Raw genomic sequence first — 18,844 nt, forward strand, 5'->3', positions numbered from 1 at the left:
GGCCCTACTCCGCGTCACCCAGGGACCGGCCGTCGCCACCAGCTATCCGGGTACGGCGTCGGACGGCGGTCAGGGGCGGAACGTACCGATCGCGGTCAGGGGCGGGGCGGGACGTACGGGCGGCGACGGCGGGCCGGGCCGCTCCGCCGGGCCACCGGTGGCCCGGCCGGGGCCGCCGGGGCCCTGGTCTCGGCCGTCTCCCAGTAGCGCACGAAACCGGCGGCCCGGAGCAGGTCGACCCACGCGTCCAGATCGGACCGCACCGTCTCGATGTCGGTCTCCCAGGCGCGGGCGAGGGTCTCGGCCGCAGCGGCACAGTCGCCGTCGTGCTGGCGCAGGGCGATCCAGATGGCCGTACAGGCCGGATGGCAGCGCAGGGACTCGCCGGTCAGATCGGAGCGCAGCTCCAACTGGCCGTCGGCCAGGACCGTCGGGGTCAGACCCGGTACCGGTAGTACTCGCACGTATTCCCCTCCGGTTCTCGGCCCGACTGCACTGCTGACCCGGCGGCGGGGCCGGGTACACCGGAGCGACCATCGGGAGCGCACCTCACCCGATTGTCCGTCATAGCCGGCGTCCCGGTCCCCGCCGCCGGGGGTCACAGGGGGATGGCGCCGTGGTGCCCACGGCCGGCCGGAGCGGCGGCGCCGCCGGGGATCTGGTGTTGCTGCGCCACCAGTTCGGCGAGGAGCGGCCCCAGACACGTCTGCGGGTACGCCTCCTCGGTGTCGACCACGATGTGCGGCACCAGGCCGCTGGCCCGCATCATGGCGGAGAAGAGCCGCTCGACGCCGTCCGTCGACTCCACCGGGTCACCGGTACGGGCCGCTGCGGACCGCCAGACACCGATCACCGGTACCCGGTCGCGGACCGCGACGTCGATGGCGTGCACGATGTGCCGGCAGCCCCGGTCACCCAACGCGCCCTCGGTCACCGGGGCGTCGGTGCAGTAGGCGACCACCGGCTGGCCGGCGACCTGTCCGCGTACCGCCATGACGCCGCTGTCGTCCGGCTCGTGCATCAGGCGCAACGTGCCGAAGTCGAGCAGCCGGGCCAACCGGACGCCCGGGTGTCGGGAGTCGGGGTCGACGGATGCGGAACACCGGTCTGTGCACACGGGATCCTCCAGGGAATGGGCCAGTTGCCAGGCACCGGCGGTGATCCGGAAGGTTACGGTCGGCCGGGAGGGGCGGAAACCCTTAATCCGACCCCAGGTGGGGCGAGCCGTGGAGACGTCGCCCCCGACCCGCCCGCCGTGGTGGCTACGCCGGTTCCTGCCGTGCGGCCGGTTCCGGGGCGACCGACGGCTCCACCGTCACTCGGCGCTGCTGCTTGTGGTGCTTGTGGCTGTGCATGTACTCGTCCTTGCGGCGCAGCATCACCAGCCACATGGCGGGCAGCATCAGCACGTGCCCGAGGGTGAACATCGTCCCCCGGGTGATCACGTCCGCCCACATGAACGGGAACAGCGCGACGAACGGCACGTACATGGCGGGTGCCATCTCCGCGATCGCCGGCCAGCTGCAACCCCGGAAACGCATCCACGCGGACATGCCGATGGTCATGTTGGTGGCCATCACCAACGCGTGCAGTTCGGCGTTGTCGTGCAACCGGGGCAGCCCGAGCGCCGAGAAGGTGACCGTCCAGAGCGGACCGAGCGCGATCATCCCGACGAACATCGCGATGCACATTTCGACGAAATGCTGGACGAAATAGCGTTTCGATTTTCTGTGCGCCGTGTGATGGGTCTCGTTCATGATGGTCGGCCCCGATCTGGAGAAAGGCGGTGGAGGTGTCGTGAACGCCGTATCCATACCACCCGTCGGTGGTGGCGCGCTATCGGGGAAACCGTACGAAATGAGTCGGCGGTCCGGCAACCCCTCAATGTCTCTGGCCTTGCGAAATCCACCCGGACGGTGGAACCTGTCAGGCGTCGGGGTACCCGGTGCGGTCCGACCGTAGGGGTGCGTCGGGTCGGGTGCCCCGAGTAGGGGTGTACGGGTTCCCGGGGCGCTGACTACAGTGACCGATCGTAGACACCCAGGCCATCAAAACGTGTATGTCGGAAACAGTTGGAGCGTCGGCCGGCTAATTGCTGCCGTCGTCATTTCCGCCGACCCGCGTCGCAGTGGGCCGGCCGGTGGTGTGTGGGCCCGGGATGACGTGCGACGTTGAATCTGCTTCCCGGGGAGGGAATCATGCAGGGCGCAAACTCGTGGGTTGTGTATTCGGACGGGAAGTCGGACTCGATCGTCATCGGGATCGACTTCCCGATCACCGGCCGGGGTGAGGCGGGCTTCGTCGACCTGGCGCCGCTGATCGGCGACACGTTCGGGCTGTGGGAGACCATGCCGTCGATGGACCTCACCGGCGAGGTCTCCGGCGCCGCCTACGTCGCCGACTGGCTGGCCGAACTGAAGCGCAGCGGCAAGCACATCCGGGGCATCCTCAGTTTCTGCGCGGGCGCGGCGTTCGTACCCGCCGTCGCCCGGGGGATCCGCCAGTGGCAGCAGGAGGTCCCGACGGTCATCCTGGTCGACCCGGAGATCCCCGTCCCGATGACCCTGCACATGCAGTTCCAGCGGGCCCTGGAGCGGTTCGCGCCGCTGCTGTCCGAGGCGGAGCGGCAGAGCGCCTTCGGCACCGCCGACCGGCTGTACCAGGAGAACTCGCACGACATCACCGCCCTCCAGGCCGCGATCAGCAAGGTCTTCCAGGAGATCGGGCACATCGGTTTCGAGCGGGCCGGCATCGACCCCCGGCACGGCGCCGAACTGCTGGTCGCCTTCGACGCGTTCGCCCGGTACCTGGTCGCCGGTGCCCAGGTCCGGGCCGCCGCCGGACCGGTGGACGAGGAGCGCAAGCCGATCGCGATCAGCTCGAACACCCCGACGAACGGCCTGAACCTGGTGTCCGAGGAACAGCGGGCCGCCCTGGTGGCCAAGGAGATCCGCTTCGAGATCCCGCACGCCACGCTGCTGAGCAGCCCCGAGGTCGCCCGCACCATCGTCGAGTTGCTGAGCTGAACCGGACAGCCGCCGAGCCGAGCCGGGAAATGAGGAGAGACACCAGATGACACCTGGAGAGAGCCACCCGTCGGTGGCCGTCGCGGCGGCACCGGACCGGGTCGCGGCCAGCCGCAAGGAAGAAGCCCTCTGGCTGCTGGAGAAGATGGTCCCGGGGACGGGTGTCAACAACCTCTCCTTCGCCTTCTCCACCGAGTGGCGCCTCGACCTGCCCACCCTGCGCCGGACCCTGGACTTCCTGCTCGACCGGTACGAGATCCTGCGTACCGTCTTCGAGTCCGACGGCGCGGGACTGACCAAGCGGATCATGCCCACCGGCGCCCTGGAGATCGCGCTCGACGAGGTCGAGGTGGACCGGGCGGACGTCAAACCGGCGGTGACCGCGTTCGTCGGGACGGCCTTCGCGCTCAACGGCCGACCGTTGCTGCGGGCCCGGGTCTTCCGCACCGAGCAGGGTGACGTCTTCTGCCTCGCGGTGCACCACCTGATCTTCGACGCGCTCTCCTCCGGGGTGCTGCTCGGCGACTTCTCCGCCGTCTACATCGCCTTCAAACGGGGCAACCCGCTGCCCCCGGAGGTGCTCGGGTCGGTACCGATCACCCACGACGTCCAGCCGACCGCCGCCAGCCTGGAGTTCTGGCGCAAGCAGTTGCAGAACTTCGACGAGACCGAGTTCGGGCTCTGGGTGGGCAACGAACCGGACGACGACCCGACGCTGATCGGCGAGACGATCACCCGGCCGCTGCCGACCGCCGCCGTCGAGATCGTCCGGCGGCTCCAGAAGGAGCTGCGCGCGCCCGAGGCGGTCATCCTGCTCGCCGCGTACTACCTGTTGCTCGCCCAGCACGGCGCCGGCCCGGACATGGTCGTCGGCTCGCCGGTGAACAGCCGCCCACCGACCGAGATGAAGGCGATCGGGTACCACGTCAACGTGGTGCCGCTGCGGTTGAAGCTGGAGGTCGAGGAGAGCTTCGCCAAGCTGGTCCGCAAGGCCCGCAGCACCTTCCTCACCTCGCTGTCGCAGGCCGACGTACCCGTCGACGACCTGCTGCTGGAGGTGCCGCGCGGCGCCGGCTCGTCCTGGCGGAACACGCTGTTCCAGCACGTGTTCAACTACGCCAAGGGGGTCGACCCGTCCCGGTTCGAACAGGCCGGGCTGAAGGGGCTGTCGGTCGAGAACGGCTTCTCCAAGTTCGACCTGGAGTTCTTCATCCTCCCCTCGGACACCGACATCACCATCCGGGCCGCGTACCACACCGGGGCGTTCGACCGGACCGAGGTGGACCTGCTGCTGCGCCGCTACGAGGCGCTCTTCCTCCAGGTCGCCGAGGACGTGCACCGGCCGCTCCGCGAGCTGGACGGCTGGGCCGACACCGACCGCGAGGTGATCGGGGCGGCCAACCGGACCGGCGGCCTGCCGGAACCGGTGAACGTGCTGACCGCCGTCGCGGACCGCTGCCGGACCGACCCCGACGCGGTGGCCGTGCAGGACGGCGACCGGTCGGTGGCCTACCGCGACCTGTGGGCCGCCGCGACCGCCACCCACCGGACCCTGGTCGCCGCCGGCATCGGCACCGGGGACGTGGTCGGTGTGGCCGCACCGCGCAGCCCGGAACTCGCCGCAGCGGTACTCGGCGTCTGGCTGGCCGGTGCCGCGTACCTGCCGATCGACCCCGGTCACCCGGCACAGCGGACCGCCTACACGCTGGCCGACGCCGGTGCCCGGGCCGCGCTCGTCGCCCCCGGGGTGGCCCTGCCGGCCGACCCGGACCGCACCGTCCTGCCGATGCAGCCGGTCACCGCCGGCGGCGACGGGTCGGTGGGGGAGTACCGGGAACCCGACCCGGGCGACTGCGCGTACCTCATCTACACCTCCGGGTCGACCGGCCGCCCCAAGGGCACCCTGCTGTCGCACCGGAACCTGGCCAACCTGATCGCGCACTTCGTCGACGAACTGGCCGTGGCGCCCGGTGACGGCGTGCTCTGGAGCACCACGTTCACCTTCGACATCTCCATGCTGGAGCTATTCCTGCCGCTGGTCGGTGGCGGACGGCTGGTGGTCGCCCCGGACGCGGCCCGCACCGACGGGCGCGTCCTGGCCGAGCTGCTGCACCGCCACGACGTACGGATCGCGCAGGCCACCCCGACCAGTTGGCGGCTCACCGTCGACGACGCGGCCGGGGCGCTCGACGGGCGCGTCGCGCTCTGCGGCGGCGAGGCCCTGCCGGCCGCGCTGGCCCGCCGGCTGGTGCACACCGGCGTGGACCTGCGCAACGTGTACGGACCGACGGAGACCTGCATCTGGTCGACCTCCGGGCGGATCACCGCCGACGCCCTGGACCGGATCACGGTCGGCCGGCCGTTGCGCGAGACGCAGGTCTTCGTCGCCAGCCCGACCGGCCGGGAACTGCCGGTCGGGGTACGCGGTGAGCTGTGCATCGCCGGGGCGGGTGTGGCGATCGGCTACCACGAGCGCCCCGACCTGAACGCCGAACGGTTCGGCGAGCACCCCACCTACGGCCGGTACTACCGCACCGGCGACCTGGCCCGCTGGCTGCCCGACGGCACCCTGGAGGTCCTCGGCCGGGGCGACCGCCAGATCAAGCTGCGCGGCAACCGGATCGAGCTGGGTGAGGTCGAGGTGACCCTCGCCGCGCACCCGGAGGTGAAGGCGGCGGCGGTGGTGCTGGTCGGTGACCCCAGCGCGGACGGCGTACTGGTCGCCTGGATCGAGTCCGCCGCCGCCGGTACCGAGGCGGAGAAGGAGCTCGTCGACTCGCTCTGGGAACACGCCCGGGAACAGTTGCCCCAGTCCAGCGTGCCGCAGGAGTTCTTCGTGATCGAGGCGCTGCCCACCAACGTCAGCCAGAAGGTCGACTACCCCACGTTGACCCGGCTGGCCGCCGAACGGCGTACCGAGTCGTCGGTCGAGGTCGCGCCGACCGAGTACGACGACGAACTGGTCGGCCGGCTGGTCGGGATCTGGCGGGAACTGCTCGGCCGGTCGGACGTCCTGGCCGACACGAACTTCTTCGCCCACGGCGGGCACTCGCTGCTCGGCGCCAAGCTGATCCAGCGGGTCGAGGAGGAGACCGGGGTCTCCCTGCGGTTGGCGAACCTCTTCGCCAACCCGACCCCGACGGCGCTCGCCGGACTGGTCCGGGCCGCCGCTCAGGAGTAGCCGGACGTTCGTAAGCCCTGCCGCATCGACGACGTCGGGGATATTGCCGTGTCCACCCGCTGGTCAACGGCAATATCCCCGACGTCGTCGTGTGATCGGGGTACCCCCCGATATAGGGGTGGGCCGCCGGACATGTGGGGTGTCCGCCCCGTGGTGCGGCTCCCTAGCCTTTCCTCGAAGGAGAGTGGGGAGCGTACAAACCGGAAAGGGCGACGCGGCTCATGGAAATTCAGGAAGTGGAAGGTCTCCAGGTCGATTACGACGCCGGAGGCGCAATCGAGACGTCGGACGGGGCCAAGCTGTACTACGAGTCCCGTGGGCCGCAGGACGCTCCCACCCTCGTCTTCGTCAACAACTTCTTCATCATCTGCCCGCTGTGGAAGAACTTCACCTCCCGGCTGGCCGAGAAGTTCCGGGTGGTGACGTACGACCTGCGTAACCAGGGTGCGTCCAGCCGGGCCAAGGAGGATCTGGGGATCGAGACCCACATCTCGGATCTCGGTGAACTCATCGAGAAGCTCGATCTGGGTCAGGTCTATCTGGTCGGTACCTCGGTCGCCACGCTGATCGCCCGCGACTACGCGGTGACCCACCCGGAGAAACTGCGCGGCATGGTCTCCGTCGGCCCGATGTTCAACCCGTTCGGCGGCCGGCGGCGCAAGTACATCATCAAATCCTGGATCAACGCCGTCGAAGCCGGTGGCGTCCGTTCCCTTTTCGATGTCATGTACCCGCTGATCTATTCCGACCGGACCATCGAAGCCGGCGGCAGCGCCACCTACCTCGCGCTGCGGGAACGTTTCCTGGCCCTGAATTCCCCGGCCCAGGCGGCGAAGAACCTGCGCGCCTCGCTGACCACCAAGGACGACGGGCGGAAGCTCACCTCGATCACCTGCCCGACCCTGCTGATGGCCGGCGAGCAGGACTTCTACACCAGCGGCAACACCCTCCACGAGCTGGCCCGGATCATCCCCGACTCCCGCGCGGTGGTCGTCCCGTCGGTCGGTCACCTGCCGTACTTCGAGGCGACCGAGGAGTTCGAGCGGCTCATCGCCGAGTTCGTCACCGAGATCGAGGCCCGGCACGCGGTGGCCGACGAGCCCACCGTGGTCCTCGCCGGGGCCAGGGGCTGACGTGCCGACCCTCGACGACACCCGTACCGCCGAACCGGCCGACGCCCGGAGCACCACCGAGCCGGCCGCCGGTGCGGCGATCCTGGACGTCCTGCGGGCCGCCGCCGGGACGTACGGCGACAAGCCGGCCGTGGTGGACAGCACCGGGGCCGGCTACTCGTACCGCGAGTTCCTGGCCGCCATCGAGGCGGGCGCCGCCTGGTTCCGTGACCGGGCCCCCCGACCGCCGGTCATGTTCGTCCCCGGCAACGGCCCGGACGACGTGGTGGCCCTCTACGCGGCCATCACCGCCGGGTCGGTGCCGCTGGTCGCGGACAAGACCTGGACCGCCGAGGAGTGCGCCCGGATCGCCGAGGCGACCGGCGCCAGCGCGGTCCTGGCCAGCGTGGACTCCGCACTGGACCGGACCACCCTGCCGGCGACCGACTCGCCGTGGCCGAAGCTGTGGTGGGCGGAACTGGGCCCGACCCGGCGCAACGAGCGGCTCGACGGCATCGGGTTCGGCCGGTTCACCAGCGGCACCACCGGCATGCCCCGCTGCCTCGGCTTCACCCAGCAGGCCGCGGTCAACGCCGCCAACGCCTGGCGGCGCAGCGCCGAGCTGACCGACCGGGACACCGTGCTCTGCCTGGCCACCCTGAACAACGGGCTGGCCTTCAACACGTCACTGCTCAGCGTCTTCCTCTCCGGCGCCACGCTGGTGCTGCACGCCGGCCGCCCGATCCCGTCGTCCATCGCCCGGTCGATCCGCAAGGTCCAGCCGACCGTGCTGACCGCGTTCCCGTTCGTCTTCGATGGGCTGGTCAGGGGCAGCAGCGACATCGGCCGGGGGCTGCGGCTCTCGGTCAGCTCGGCGGCCCCGCTGTCGCCGGAGACCGCCGACGCCTGGCAGGCGCTGACCGGGCTGCGGATCTGCGACTACTACGGCCTGGCCGAGGTCGGCCCGGTCACCTTCAACGACAGTTCCGCACCGGGTTCGGTGGGCGTACCACTGCACGGGGTGGAGATCGTCATCGAGCCGGTGGCGGAGGTCGACGAGGCCGACGGCCGGGGCCGGGTGCTGGTCCGGACCGCGTCGATGGCCGCGCGCTACCTGGACGAGCGGGAACCGTTCTTCGCCGACAGCCTCACCGACGAGGGTTTCCTGCGCAGCAAGGACCTGGGCCGGCTGGACGAGGCGGGTCGGCTCTGGCTGGTCGGCCGGCTCGGCCAGGTGGTCAACGTGGCCGGCCGCAAGATCGACCCCACCGAGGTGGCCAACGTCATCCGGGAACTGCCCGGGGTGACCGAGGTGGTGGTCCGTGGCGAGCAGTCCGCCTCCGGCGAGCTGCTGGCCGCGTACGTGGAGAGCACGACGGTGGACCGGGCCGCGGTGGTGGCGCACTGCCGGGGCCGGCTGGCGGTCTACAAGCTCCCGCAGCGCATCACGATCGCGGGGAGCCTGCCGCGCAACGCCGCCGGAAAAGTCAATTCTTCCGCCCTGTCGACTATTGGTGAGTAGGGGAAATGAACGAGATCATCGCGGATCTGATGAAGGTCGTCACCGACATCACCGAGGGGGAGGTGCAGCCCGACCCGGCGCAGACCGGTGACGACTCCATCCGCAACCTCGGGCTCAACTCGCTGCGGATGCTGAACTTCCTCGTCACCGTCGAGGACATGTTCGGCATCGAGTGGGAGGACGACCTGCCGGAGTCGGTGCTGGGCAGCTTCGAGCAGATGGCCCGGTACATCACGGAGCAGCGCGACGTCCAGTATGCCTAGTCTCGGGGTGATCGGGGCCGGCGGACGGCTCGGCAGCCGGATCGTGGCCGCCGCCGGCACCCTGGGCGTCGACGTCACCCTGCGGGGGACCCGGGCCGGGTGGGCCGGCGGGGTACCGGACGTGCTGGTCGACGTCTCGTTGGCCCCGGCCCTGCCGGACGTGTTCGACTACTGCCACACCCACAAGGTCCCGCTGCTCAGCGCCAGTTCCGGGCTGACCCCGGAGCACCGGGCCGGGCTGGCCGCCCTGGCGGAACTGGTCCCGGTACTGCGGGCGGACAACCTCAGCCTCGGCAACTGGATCCAGCGCGCACTGACCAGCCACCTCGGGCCGATGTTCGGCCGGCTGCACGCCGAAGGGCTCGGCGCGGTGACCGTGCTGGACCGGCACCCGACGTACAAGTTGGACCGGCCCAGCGCCACCGCGCTCGCCCTGGCCGACCGGGCCGCCACCGGTACCGACGGCACGCTCGACGTCCGGATCGAATCGATCCGGGCCGGCATGCCGGTCTGTGAACACGACGTCCGGCTCGCCCTCGGCGACGAGGAACTCGTGCTCCGGCACGCCGTACGGGACTGGGCGGCGTACGCCCCGGTCGCGGTCCGGGCCGCGTGCTGGCTCACCGGGCAACCGGCCGCCCTGCACACCATGGACGACTTCTACACGTGGCTACTCACCACGTCGGCTACGGACGACGGAAAGGAGTGAAATCCCCATGACACTGTTGGACGTGGCAGCCCCGGCGGCCACCGGGATGTCCCGGGCGGAGCGCAAGCTCGCCGTCTCGGTGGCGCTCGCCTCCCGGATGCTCTCCGACGGCGGTCACGACGACTTCAACCAGGGTCAGGTGTCCGCCCGGATCCCCGGCAGCGACACCTTCCTGATCAAGTCGGCGCTCTGCGGCTTCAACGAGGCGACCCCCTCGGACGTGGTGGTGGCCGCCGTCGACCACCGGATCGACCCGCACCCGATGGCACCCCCGGAACTCCCGCTGCACCAGGCGATCTACGCGGCCCGGCCGGACGTGAACGCGATCGTGCACAGCCACGCGCCGAACACCCTGGTCTTCGGCGCGCTCGACACCGAGCTGCTGCCGCTGTCGCACGAGGGGGCGCTCTTCTTCGACCAGGTACCCCGGTTCACCCTGACCAGCAACACCATCCTCACGTACGAGGTGGGGCAGGCGGTCGCCGAGGCGCTCGGCGACAACCCGGCGGCCTTCCTGCGCAACCACGGCGGGGTGGCGGTGGGCAAGACCATCCGGCACGCCGCCGTCGGCGCGCACGTCCTGGAGCGCTGCTGCCAGCTGCACATCATGGCGCTCTCCACCGGCCGGCCGTTCCACGTGTCCAAGCCGGAGGACATCCCCGGCAAGCGGCAGTACATCTACAGCGACCTGTCGGTGCGCAGCTACTGGGACCACGCGGTGCGGGCCGTGAAGGCCCGGCACCCCGAATCCGTGGAATGGGGGGCCTGACATGCCCGACACGGCCGACGTCTTCGGCACCACCACCCTGATGCGGCGGGTGCAGGAACTCCAGCAGCTGGAGCACCCGGCCTCGGCGGTGAACCGGTTCTGCCGGCAGGTGCCGTGCAGTCTCACCCCGCGCGGCCTGGCCCGCCGGGCACCCTCGGCCGGCGCCATGTACCCGATCGAGATGGTGTGGATCACCCAGGTCGACGGCCGGTGGGTCTTCCAGTACTTCGACGCCCGCCAGCAGGGCTGCGTGGACCTCGGCCGCTCCGCCGAACAGGCCGCCGCCGCCCTGCGGCTGGCCCCCCGCCAGCACGCCCTGCTGCTGGTCGGGGTCGCCTGGCGGACCATCCAGCGGTACGGCGTGCGCGGCTACCGGTACTGCCTGCTCGACGCGGGCAACGTGCTCGGCAACGTCGCGTCGGTGGTGGTCGCCGCCGGGGCGTACATCCACCTGCCGGACAGCATCCCGCACGAGCTGATCCACCAGGAGCTGGGGCTGACCCGCGACGAGCTGCTGCTCGGTGCCGCCGTCGTCGAGGGCGACGTCGCCGACAGCATCCCGGAGCTGGAGGTCGGCACCCCGCTGGAGTCGCTGGACACCACCCGGCTCTTCGGCACCGAACAGGCACCCATGCTCACCCCGGCGATGGAACGCATCCGCCGGGTGCACCGGGCGTCCGACCCCGGCCGGCAGCACCGGCTCAACTTCCGGGCCATGCTCGGCGGCCACACCGCCGACCAGGCCGTGGAGAACATCCTGCTGCGCCGGTCGGCCCGCGCCTTCGACGGTACGGAACTCGACCCGTCGATGCTGGCGGTGCTGGACGCCTTCCTGCACCGGGTCACCGAGGCCACCCCGGTCCCGGTGTGGCGGGAGCTGGAGCTGCGGCTGGTGGCCCGGCGCGACGGCCGTTGGCAGTCCCGCTGGTTCGACCAGGCCAACGACCGCTGGCTCACCCGGATGATCCCGGACCCGGAGCCGACCGCGCTGATCGACATGTTCGGGGACCAGCCGCTCGCGGCGAAGGCCGCCGCGTTCATGATCCTCGGCATGCGCGGCGAGGCCGGTACCCAGGGCAACCCGGTGGTCTACCGGCAGATGCTGCTGACCGCCGGAGTGACCTGCGCCGGGGCGCACCACCTGGCCGCCCAGGCCGGCTGCGCCACCACCATCTTCGGCGGGTACGACGACCGCCGGGTCGCGGAACTGGCCACCGGCCGGTTCATCCCGCTGGTGGTGCAGGCGTTCGGCAACTCCTCGGAATCCGCCCGGGACGAGAAGAACGACACCGTCGCGGCCACCTGGCTGGCGAACGCCCGCTCCGGTCCGGCGATCCCCTAGCGGCGTCCGGCAGTCCTGTCGCCGGACGCCCTGAGCATCCGCCGGCCCCGACCCGGACCCCGAACCGCGTGAAAGGGAACCCCCGTGATCGGCCACTGCACCCGCTGGGCCACGGACCGCAGCCGGCTCGTCCTCGGCCTCGCCCTGTTCCTCTGCGTCGCCGCCGGGCTGCTCGGTGCCGGCGTCAAGCAGGACCTGCTCCCCGGTGGGTTCGTCGTCCCCTCGGCGGAATCGACCCGGGCGCAGGAACTGCTGGCCGAGCGCTTCGGATCCGGTGAGCCGAGCGTGGTGATCGTGGTCGGGACCCCGGCCGGTGCCGACGACCCGGCCACCCGGGACCGGGGTACCCGGCTCACCGCCGACCTGGCCGCGCGGCCCGGGGTCGCCCAGGCCACGTCGTACTGGTCGCTGGGCGGACCGGCGTCACTGCGCGCCGGGCGGGGCGACTCGGCGCTGCTCTTCGTGCAGCTCCGGGGGGACGAGAGTGAGGTCATCGACGCCACCCGGGAGCTGATGGCCGACTACGGCACCAGCTACGCCGGGTTGCCGCTGAGCTACGGCGGCCGGGGACCGGTGTCGGTGGAGACCACCGACCAGACCCAGCGGGACCTGGTCCGCGCCGAACTGATCATCATCCCGGTCACCCTGATCGTCCTCGTGCTGGTCTTCCGGGGGCTGGTCGCGGCCACCCTGCCGCTGCTGCTCGGTCTGCTGTCGATCGTCGGCACGCTCGCCGTGCTGCGCGTGCTGACCTGGTTCACCGACGTCTCCGTCTTCGCCATGAACATGACCACCGGCCTCGGTCTCGGTCTCGGCATCGACTACAGCCTCTTCATCATCAGCCGGTTCCGGGAGGAACTGGCCCGGGGCGCCAGCCCCCGTGAGGCCATCGGGACGACGCTGCGTACCGCCGGCCGTACCGTGGTCTTCTCGGCCGTCACGGTGATCCTCTGCCTGGCCGCCATGCTGCTCTTCCCGATGTACTTCCTGCGCTCGTTCGCCTACGCCGGCATCGCGGTGGTACTGCTCGCCATGGTCGCCGCGATCACCGTGCTCCCGGCGGTGCTGTACCTGCTCGGCCCCCGGGTCGACCGGTGGTCGCTGCGCCGCCGGGCACCCCGACCCGTCGAACGGGGCATGTGGCACCGGATCGCCACCGTGGTGATGCGCCGGCCGCTACCGGTCGCCACCGGGGTCGTCGTGCTGCTCGGCCTGCTGGCCTGGCCGTTCCTGGGGATCAAGGTGGGCTTCGCCGGGGCACAGGCACTGCCCCGCGACGCCGGTTCGCACCGGGTGCACGACATCCTCGCCGACGACTACCCGAGCCGGGAGGCGCAGAGCCTCACCGTGGTGGCCGACCGGACCGGTGACCCGGCCGGCCGGCGCGCCGACGTCGCCGGGTACGCCGCCACGCTGTCCCGGCTGCCCCACGTCACCCGGGTCGACTCGCTGGCCGGTTCGTACGTCGACGGCGCCCCGCTGCCCGGTACGGAGCACGCCCCGACCGCCGCCCGGTTCGCCGCCCCCGACGCCACCTGGCTCTCCGTGGTGCCCTCGGTGGAGCCGTTCACCGACGACGGCCGGCAACTGGTCCGGGACGTCCGGGCCACCGCCGCGCCGTTCGACGTCGCCGTCGGCGGGCCGTCGGCCCAACTGGAGGACGCGGTCGACGGGCTGCTGGCGAAGCTGCCCTGGGCCCTCGGGGTGATCGCGGTCAGCCTGTTCGGACTGCTCTTCCTGCTCACCGGCAGCGTCGTGGTACCCCTCAAGGCGTTCGTGCTGAACCTGCTCAGCCTCAGCGCCACCTTCGGCTCGATGGTCTGGATCTTCCAGGACGGGCACCTGGTGGCGGCGCTCGGTGGCTTCGTGGTCACCGGCTACATCGTGGTGACCATGCCGATCATGATCTTCTGCATCGCGTTCGGTCTCTCCATGGACTACGAGGTCTTCCTGCTCTCCCGGATCAAGGAGGAGTACGACGCGACCGGCGACAACACCGCCGCCGTCGCGCACGGCCTGGAACGCACCGGTTCGATCGTCTCCGCCGCCGCCCTGCTGGTCGGCATCGTCTTCCTTTCCTTCCTCAGCTCCGACGTCATCTTCATGAAGATGCTCGGCCTGGGGCTGGCCCTGGCCGTCCTGCTCGACGCCACCGTGGTCCGGGGGGCCCTGGTCCCGGCGTTCATGCGGCTCGCCGGCCGGGCCAACTGGTGGGCGCCCGGCCCGCTGCGCCGCCTGCACGCCCGCTTCGGGCTGCGGGAGAGCGACCCCGAACCGACCGTCACCCCGGTCCCGCAACCCGCCGGCCACCGCTGATCCCCCGCCCGGTCCGTTCACCCGTCCGACGCCACCCGGAGGTCCGCGTCATGCACCACGAGTCAGCCCGGTTCGCCGGCACCGAAGCCTGGGAGGGGCCGGCCACCTGGGGACAGCAGGGCTTCCGCGACGGCCTGCGCCGCTACGCCGGGGACGGCTGGTACGGCAACGCCGTACCGTCCTGGCCGGTACCGGACGGCACCGACCTCGCCGACGTGCTCGCCGCCATCGGTGCGGCCGTCACCCGGCACGAAGGGCTGCGCACCGTCCTCACCGACGGCCCGGACGGGCTGCTCCGTCAACGGCTGCTCGCCGAGGGGGAGTTCCCGGTCGAGATCGTCCCCGCCGGGGACCACCCCGACGACGACGTGGCCCGGGTCGTCGACCGGCTGCGGGCCACCCCGCTCTCGCTGACCGGCGGGCTGCCCTTCGCCGCCGCCGTGGTCACCCGGGACGGCCGGCCGTACCGGGTCGTCGCGGCCATCTCCCACCTGATCGTCGACGCCTCCGCCGTCCGGGTGCTCCTCGGCGCGGTGGAGTCCGGCCCGGCGCCGCTGCAACCCCGCGAACTGGCGTGGAAGGAGGCCGACCCGGTCACCCGGCGGCGCGGTGAACGCGCCGTGGCGCACTGGCGGGCCGAGGCGGCCCGGGCCGCCCTGCCGTTCGCCGTACCCCGCCCCGGCACCGACCACGGCGCGTACCAACTCGCCCTCACCTCCGCCCCGGCGGCCGTCCGGCTGGAGAACCTGGCACAGAAGACCGAGCTGAACTCGTCGGCACTGCTGCTCGGCGCGGTGTCGGTGGCCCTCGGCGCGGCCGTCGGCGAACGGGACCTCTTCCTCCAACTCGTCACCTCCAACCGGCACCTGCCCCGGATGGCCGACTACGTCGGGGTGCTCGCCCAACTCGGTCCCCTGGTCACCGGACTCGACCCGGACCAGCCGTTCACCGCCCTGGCCCGCCGGGTCCAGGAGCAGTCGCTGAAGACCTACCGCAGCGCGTACTGGTCCCCGGCCGACCTGGACGCCGGGCTGCGTGCCGACGGGCGCGACGCCGACGGCGTACTCGGCGCCACCTTCACCTTCAACGACGCGCGCGGCCCGTGGCCCCGGGTACCCGACGTGGCTCCCGACCCGGGCCGGGACTTCGCCGTACGGCCGCTGGCCGGCTGGCCCTACCAGGGCGGACGCTGCGCGGTCACCGCCGCCGGACAGCCCGGCGAGTCGCTGACCCTGTCGGTCCGCCTGGACACCGGTTACGTCGACCGGGCACTCGGCGAACCGTTGCTGCTGGCCATGGAGACCGTCCTGCGGCGGGCCCACGACGACGGCCCCGAGGTCGGCGTGGGTGTGTTGACCGACGCCGCCGCGACCGTGCTCGCCCCGACCGTCTGACTCCGTTCACCACTCCCGTTTCCCATCAGGAGGACACCGACGTGCGCTACGAATTCGACGTCTACGGCACCGCCCTCGAACCGCACCCCGACGAGCGCAACACCCTGCCCAACCTGACCGAGGCGTTCCAGCGGGCCGAGAAGTACGGCTTCGAAGGGCTGCTCGCCTTCTACAACCACCGCAACCTCGACCCGTGGCTGATCGGTACGACGCTGCTGCACGCCACCACCCGGCTGGTGCCGCTGGTGGCCCTCCAGCCGTACGCCCTGCCGCCGTTCACCGCCGCGAAGCTGATCCACACCCTGAGCACCCTGCACGACCGCCGGATCGACCTGAACCTGATCACCGGTGCGGCCCCCGACGAACTCCTCCAGGTCGGCGACAGCGTCGCCCACGACGAGCGGTACGACCGGGCGGTCGAGTACATGACCGTGCTGCGTACCCTGCTCACCTCCGACGAGACCCTGGACCACGACGGCCGGTTCTACCGGTTCCAGGGGCTGCGTACGCACACCGCCCTGCCGCCGGAGCTGATGCCCCGGGTGTTCGTCGCGGGTGCCTCCGAGGCAGCCCGGAAGGCCGCCGAGGCGGTCGGCGACATCACCGTCACCCACCCCGAGCCGGTGGAGAAGTTCGCCGCCGAGTTCCTGGCCCCCCGCCAGGGCGGTCCGGCCGTCGGCATCCGGGTGGGCCTGCTGGCCCGCGACAGCAGCGAGGCGGCCTGGGAGATCGCCCGGGAACGGTACGTCGAGGACCGGTACACCCGGCTGAAGATGGCCATGCGGAAGAAGTCCGACTCGGAGTGGAGCCGCCGGCTGGCCAACCTGGCGACCGACGGGGACACCTACGACGACGTGTACTGGACCGGCGCGTACCGCAGCGACAAGGGTTCCATCCCGCTGCTCGTGGGCAGCTACGAGGAGGTCGCCGGCTACCTCGCCCGCTACCTGGACCTGGGCATCCGCACCGTCATGCTCGGCTCGGTGTACAGCGAGGAGGACTACCAGCACGTCGACCGGGTCCTGGCGCTGCTGCGCGGCTGACCGCCGTCACGCCCTGCTGCGCGGCTGACCGCCGTCGGCCGGCGGGGCAGGGAAACCGCACGCTAGGGGTCCGGGAGACCGGAGATAATGGTCCGCAAGGGGTCCGGGGAAGTAACGAAATCCCCTATTCTCGGGCGGAAAGACGTTCCGGATCAGTGGCAGCTTTCGGTAAAGCGCCCTGGTCACACCGATCATTCGCGCTGCGAATCGATTGACAGGCTGCGAGATGGTTCCCATGGCTGACCGTGGACGCGCTGGCAATAGCAACAGTGCACTGGCAACAATCGACCCGGACAATTCCGTACCCGATCCCGTCGAGGTGACCGCCCCGGCGGCGGTCACCGTCGACACCCCCGCCGACGCCGGGCCGCCCGCGCTCGCCCTGACCGGCCTGACCAAGCGCTACGGCGACGTCCTGGCGGTCGCCGGGATCGACCTGACCATCCCCGCCGGTCAGGTCGTCGCGCTGCTCGGGCCGAACGGCGCGGGCAAGTCCACCACCGTGGACATGCTGCTCGGGCTGACCCGCCCGGACGCCGGCGAGGTCCGCGTCTACGGCGACACGCCGCGCGGCGCGGTCGTCAAGGGCCGCATCGGTGCCATGCTCCAGGACGCCCACCTGCTGGAGGACTCCACCGTCTTCGAGACGGTGCACATGATCGCCTCCCTGCACCACCGGCCGCTGCCGGTCATGGAGGCGCTGCGCCTGGCCGGCGTCGCCGACCTTGCCCAGCGTCGCTGCACCAAGCTCTCCGGTGGCCAGAAGCAGCGGGTACGCTTCGCGATCGCCCTGGTCAGCAACCCCGACCTGCTGGTGCTCGACGAGCCCACCGCCGCCATGGACGTCAGCGCCCGACGGGCGTTCTGGGACTCCATGCGGGAGTTCACCACCAAGGGCAAGACCGTGCTCTTCGCCACCCACTACCTGGCCGAGGCCGAGGAGTTCGCCGACCGGGTGGTCTTCATGCGCTCCGGCCGGATCTCCGCCGACGGCTCGGTCGCCGAGATCAAGGCCCTGGTCTCCAACCGCATCATCAAGACCTGCCTGCCCGGCGCCGACCCGCAGGCGCTCGCCGCGCTGCCCGGGGTCGCCTCCGTCGACATCCGCGCCGACCTGGTCGAACTGGCCTGCTCGGATTCGGACGCCGCGATCCGGGCCCTCACCGCCCGTCACCCCGAGGCCCGGGACATCGAGATCAGGGCGGCGGGCCTGGAGGAGGCCTTCCTGGCCCTGACCCGGTCGACCCCGGACCAGTAGGAGAAGGAACCATGAAATTCGGCTACCTCGCCCTGGAGGGCAAGCGTTCCCTGCGCAACCCGCGCTACCTGATCTTCACGGTCGGCATGCCGACCATCCTGTTCTTCATCTACGTCAACATCTTCCCCGGCACCATCGAGGGCACCGACAAGCCCTTCGCGGCCTACCTGGTACCCACCCTGGCCGCGCTCGGCGCCTTCTTCGCCGCGCTCGCCTCCACCGCCGGGACCGCCGTGGAACGCTCCACCGGCTGGCAGCGCCAGCTCCGGCTCACCCCGCTCAGCACCTTCGAGTACCTGGCCACCAAGGTGCTGATCGCGATGTTCATCTCGATCACCCCGATCGCGGTCATCTGCCTGCTCGGCCGGTTCGTCGAGAACGTCCAGTTCTCCGCCGGCGACTGGGCCCAGATCGTGCTCGGCACCTGGCTGGCCACCCTGCCGTTCGCCCTGATCGGCCTGGTCGTCGGCCAGTTCGTCTCGGCGCAGAACCTGCCCACCGCGGTCAACGGCATCCTCACCCTGACCTCCCTGCTCGGTGGCCTGCTCATCCCCATCGCGGTCTTCCCCGACTGGATGCGGAACATGGCCAAGGCGCTGCCCACCTACTGGATCGGTGAGATCGGTCGGGGGCCGCTCTTCGGCAACACCGAACTCGGCATGGCCGCCATCGTGCTGGCCGCCTGGTCGGTGGCGGCCGGTGCGCTGGTCGTCTGGCGGTACCAGCGCGGTGCGGAACGGGTCAGCTGACCCGTACCACCCACCGCCCCATCCGGCGCACCCCACCGGTGCGCCACCCCTGACCGGTCAGGCCCGTCCCATCCGGGGACGGGCCTGACACCGTTGCGCCCCGGCTGACTGCGGCTCCCGGCCGGTCCGGGACGTCCATCGCCCTCCCCGTGATCCACTC

The 18,844-nt window shown here is 71.2% G+C and carries 16 protein-coding genes; 13 read left to right on the forward strand and 3 right to left on the reverse strand.

Annotated features, from left to right (window positions below; genetic code table 11):
• Positions 1-95 precede the first annotated feature (95 nt).
• The 3 genes from GSF22_RS15340 to GSF22_RS15350 form a co-directional block, all read right to left on the reverse strand.
• Entirely contained in the window at positions 96-464 is a 369-nt protein-coding gene (locus GSF22_RS15340) for a PqqD family peptide modification chaperone (RefSeq protein WP_208814257.1), read from the reverse strand.
• Positions 465-598: 134 nt separating this feature from the next.
• Positions 599-1,117 (reverse strand): carboxyl transferase domain-containing protein, encoded by a 519-nt coding sequence (locus GSF22_RS15345; RefSeq protein ID WP_208814258.1) that lies wholly within the window; start codon positions 1,115-1,117, stop codon positions 599-601.
• 145 nt (positions 1,118-1,262) lie between these two features.
• Positions 1,263-1,691, reverse strand: a complete 429-nt coding sequence (locus GSF22_RS15350; RefSeq protein ID WP_208814259.1) for a hypothetical protein — start codon at positions 1,689-1,691, stop codon at positions 1,263-1,265.
• Between the two features lie 531 nt (positions 1,692-2,222).
• Here GSF22_RS15350 and GSF22_RS15355 point away from each other — a divergent pair.
• The 13 genes from GSF22_RS15355 to GSF22_RS15415 all read left to right on the forward strand — a co-directional run bounded on the left by GSF22_RS15355 (position 2,223) and on the right by GSF22_RS15415 (position 18,684).
• On the forward strand, positions 2,223-3,026 hold the full coding sequence (locus tag GSF22_RS15355) for a hypothetical protein (RefSeq protein ID WP_208814260.1): 804 nt from the start codon (positions 2,223-2,225) through the stop codon (positions 3,024-3,026).
• Between the two features lie 46 nt (positions 3,027-3,072).
• Entirely contained in the window at positions 3,073-6,207 is a 3,135-nt protein-coding gene (locus GSF22_RS15360; RefSeq protein WP_208814261.1) for a non-ribosomal peptide synthetase, read from the forward strand.
• A 236-nt stretch (positions 6,208-6,443) separates the two neighbouring features.
• On the forward strand, positions 6,444-7,340 hold the full coding sequence (locus GSF22_RS15365) for an alpha/beta fold hydrolase (protein ID WP_208814262.1): 897 nt from the start codon (positions 6,444-6,446) through the stop codon (positions 7,338-7,340).
• A gap of 1 nt (position 7,341) precedes the next feature.
• Positions 7,342-8,841: a class I adenylate-forming enzyme family protein gene (locus GSF22_RS15370; RefSeq protein ID WP_208814263.1), complete on the forward strand. Its 1,500-nt coding sequence runs from the start codon at positions 7,342-7,344 to the stop codon at positions 8,839-8,841.
• Between the two features lie 5 nt (positions 8,842-8,846).
• Positions 8,847-9,104: an acyl carrier protein gene (locus tag GSF22_RS15375; protein ID WP_208814264.1), complete on the forward strand. Its 258-nt coding sequence runs from the start codon at positions 8,847-8,849 to the stop codon at positions 9,102-9,104.
• A 7-nt stretch (positions 9,105-9,111) separates the two neighbouring features.
• The gene (locus GSF22_RS15380) at positions 9,112-9,813 is read left to right on the forward strand and encodes a dihydrodipicolinate reductase C-terminal domain-containing protein (protein ID WP_208814265.1); all 702 of its coding nucleotides are present in this window, start codon (positions 9,112-9,114) and stop codon (positions 9,811-9,813) included.
• Positions 9,814-9,820: 7 nt separating this feature from the next.
• Positions 9,821-10,582: a class II aldolase/adducin family protein gene (locus GSF22_RS15385; protein WP_208814266.1), complete on the forward strand. Its 762-nt coding sequence runs from the start codon at positions 9,821-9,823 to the stop codon at positions 10,580-10,582.
• Between the two features lies 1 nt (position 10,583).
• Positions 10,584-11,924 carry a hypothetical protein gene (locus tag GSF22_RS15390; protein ID WP_208814267.1) on the forward strand — a complete coding sequence of 447 codons (1,341 nt, stop codon included), beginning with the start codon at positions 10,584-10,586 and terminating at the stop codon, positions 11,922-11,924.
• 84 nt (positions 11,925-12,008) lie between these two features.
• Entirely contained in the window at positions 12,009-14,240 is a 2,232-nt protein-coding gene (locus tag GSF22_RS15395) for an MMPL family transporter (protein ID WP_208814268.1), read from the forward strand.
• Positions 14,241-14,290: 50 nt separating this feature from the next.
• Positions 14,291-15,634 carry a condensation domain-containing protein gene (locus GSF22_RS15400; RefSeq protein WP_208814269.1) on the forward strand — a complete coding sequence of 448 codons (1,344 nt, stop codon included), beginning with the start codon at positions 14,291-14,293 and terminating at the stop codon, positions 15,632-15,634.
• A gap of 41 nt (positions 15,635-15,675) precedes the next feature.
• A complete protein-coding gene (locus GSF22_RS15405) occupies positions 15,676-16,677 on the forward strand; it encodes an LLM class flavin-dependent oxidoreductase (RefSeq protein WP_208814270.1) in 1,002 nt (333 codons plus the stop codon).
• Positions 16,678-16,912: 235 nt separating this feature from the next.
• Positions 16,913-17,935 (forward strand): ABC transporter ATP-binding protein, encoded by a 1,023-nt coding sequence (locus tag GSF22_RS15410; protein ID WP_208814271.1) that lies wholly within the window; start codon positions 16,913-16,915, stop codon positions 17,933-17,935.
• Positions 17,936-17,946: 11 nt separating this feature from the next.
• Positions 17,947-18,684, forward strand: coding sequence for an ABC transporter permease (locus tag GSF22_RS15415; RefSeq protein WP_208814272.1), 738 nt, complete (start codon positions 17,947-17,949; stop codon positions 18,682-18,684).
• Positions 18,685-18,844 lie beyond the last annotated feature (160 nt).

It is taken from the genome of Micromonospora echinofusca (assembly GCF_017614955.1).
GTDB classification, from domain to species: Bacteria; Actinomycetota; Actinomycetes; order Mycobacteriales; family Micromonosporaceae; genus Micromonospora; species Micromonospora echinofusca_A.